Annotated in this window: 2 protein-coding genes and 1 pseudogene; all 3 read right to left on the reverse strand. The window is 42.4% G+C overall.

All coding sequences use genetic code 11. The features are described from left to right. Window positions 1-223: disulfide reductase (locus NTU69_11300; protein ID MCX5804094.1), on the reverse strand; the 223-nt coding region annotated here is incomplete at its 3' end. A gap of 135 nt (window positions 224-358) precedes the next feature. Continuing rightward, window positions 359-1,149: pseudogene (locus NTU69_11305) on the reverse strand (heterodisulfide reductase-related iron-sulfur binding cluster). Continuing rightward, entirely contained in the window at window positions 1,142-1,708 is a 567-nt protein-coding gene (locus tag NTU69_11310; protein MCX5804095.1) for a 4Fe-4S dicluster domain-containing protein, read from the reverse strand. Before NTU69_11310 ends, NTU69_11305 begins: the two are co-directional and overlap by 8 nt. Between the last annotated feature and the right edge of the window lie 395 nt (window positions 1,709-2,103).

The following is a 2,103-nucleotide window of genomic DNA, read 5'->3' on the forward strand; positions in this document are numbered from 1 at the left end:
CTTCATGCATACGTGGTGAGCACGAGGCGACTACAACACGGTCTAAACCTTCCTTTTTAATTGTCTCTTTGATTTCATCCTGACCAGGCTCTGAGCAGGTGTACATATAATCTGTGGCATACACAACCCCGGGCAACCTTTTTGTTTCCTCAGCCACCTTCTTTACATCAACTGTTCCTGCAATATTGTTCCCGCAGTGGCATATAAATACACCAACCCGCATCTATTCAGTCTCCTCTGTTGTTGTTTCCTCTTTGGTTCCTACCTTTTCGGTTTTCGGTTTTTTCTTTTTTGCCTCTGCCTCCCGGGCCTTCTTGAACTCCTCAACCGGTAGACGAGAGCGGATTAAGCGGTCTGCACTAACAATGAGCTTATCCATGGCAAGTTCTTTTGGTGAATACCCGTAAGCGAGGCCCATAATCTGGGAGAAATAGAGAATCGGTATATTAAAGGAAGAGCCCATTGTGCTGTTTACCTGACCCTGCCGTAAATCAAGATTCTGCTGGCAAAGAGGGCAGGCAACAGCAACACAGTTGGCTCCGCAATCTTGAGCCATGGAGAGCACTTTATAGGTAAGTTTGTTTACCATCTCCCTTTTCGGCACACCGAATGCGGCTCCACAGCATTCCACCTTAAAGGCAAAATCACAGACCTCCACCCCAACAGCTGAAATAACCCTGTCCATTGAAATAGGGTTTTCAGGACAACCTTGAGGTCAGGAAGGGTGTGAGTAACCTTTTCTGCAAGGGCTTCAAGCCCCACATCTTCATAGATAATCTGTAAAACTGATTTCGTAATTACCCCGCCTCCATAGGGTTCGTCGAGGAGGCCATTTACTTCGTTTTTAAAAGACTCACCCTGCACCATTCCGAGATGGGCCTTTTTTAATACCGCGAGACAGGATGGACAGGGTGTAATAAGGGTGGGCATATCCATTTTTTCAACGATAGCAAGGTTTCGTGCAGCTAATGCCGCTGCAAAAACATGGTCAACTGTGTGGGCGGGGGTTGAACCACAACAACTCCAGTCATCAGGTTCTTTAATGCTAACCCCTAACGTTTTCAATACCAGCCTGAGAGATGTATCGTATTCCTTTGCTGTACCTTCCTGTGAACATCCTGCATAGTATGCGTATTCTCTTTCAGCCATGTCTTTTTGCCTTTTCGCTGAACCTCTTAAAAATACGTGCAACCCTGTCTCTACCTTTTATGTTCTTGGGGAAAAAATGGATCTTCCCCCTCTCCATTACCTTGGGTCCTAACTCTGCGTCTGTGAATAGGTGTCCTGATTTAAGATTGTAAGAAAGGAGAATACCCATCTCAAAGATACGGCCGTGCTGTTTCATGGAATTTAAAAAAGAATCGTAAAAAGTTTTAATATCTTTTTCCGAGACCATATTCTCACGGCGCGCAATAATCCTCAAAGTATCCATAATATTAGCTACGTCAATCTCGCATGGACATCTTGTTGTGCAGGTTTCGCAAGTGGCACAGAGCCATATGGCCTTTGAATTAAGGATTGTATCCTTTTGTCCTGCCTGGAGAAGCCTCATAACCTGGCTGACAGGATAATCAAAAAAATGGGTAAAAGGACATCCTGCCGTGCAGTTACCGCATTGATAGCAGAGAGAAGGATTCTGCCCGCTCTCTTTTTTTACCTGCTCTATGAAATCCCAATTAACGCTTTCGGTCAGATTAATAGCATCCATATTTAGACTTTAAGCCACCTAATTTTATCACTGGAAAGTTTTTCTTATTTATCATCTTTACAAAACTATTGTCAATAATTATTCTAAACAAATAATTCATTATATTGAACATTTATGCGAATTAAAATCGTTAATTATAATTTATGCTAATAGCTTTACTTTATATAACAATCATAGAATGGAACAACTTCAAAATAATCTTTATAGGCCATTTACCATATAAATTCACTATAATGAAATCGAAATTTTCAGTTCCCTTCCCACCTCTTAAAAAGGGAATGGTCTACATCCATGAGGTCCAGTATTTTACCCACTGTATGGTCTATGATGTCTTGAATACTTCTCGGGGCATGATAAAAGGCAGGGATGGGTGGCAGGATTATTCCTCCCAGGTC

It is taken from the genome of Pseudomonadota bacterium (assembly GCA_026388215.1).
Lineage (GTDB): Bacteria > Desulfobacterota > Syntrophorhabdia > Syntrophorhabdales > Syntrophorhabdaceae > JAPLKF01.

What these genes read in the sequence shown, in the direction of transcription:
- NTU69_11310 (MCX5804095.1), bottom strand. Translation starts at nt 1,708, where the DNA reads ATGGATGCTATTAATCTGACCGAAAGCGTTAATTGGGATTTCATAGAG.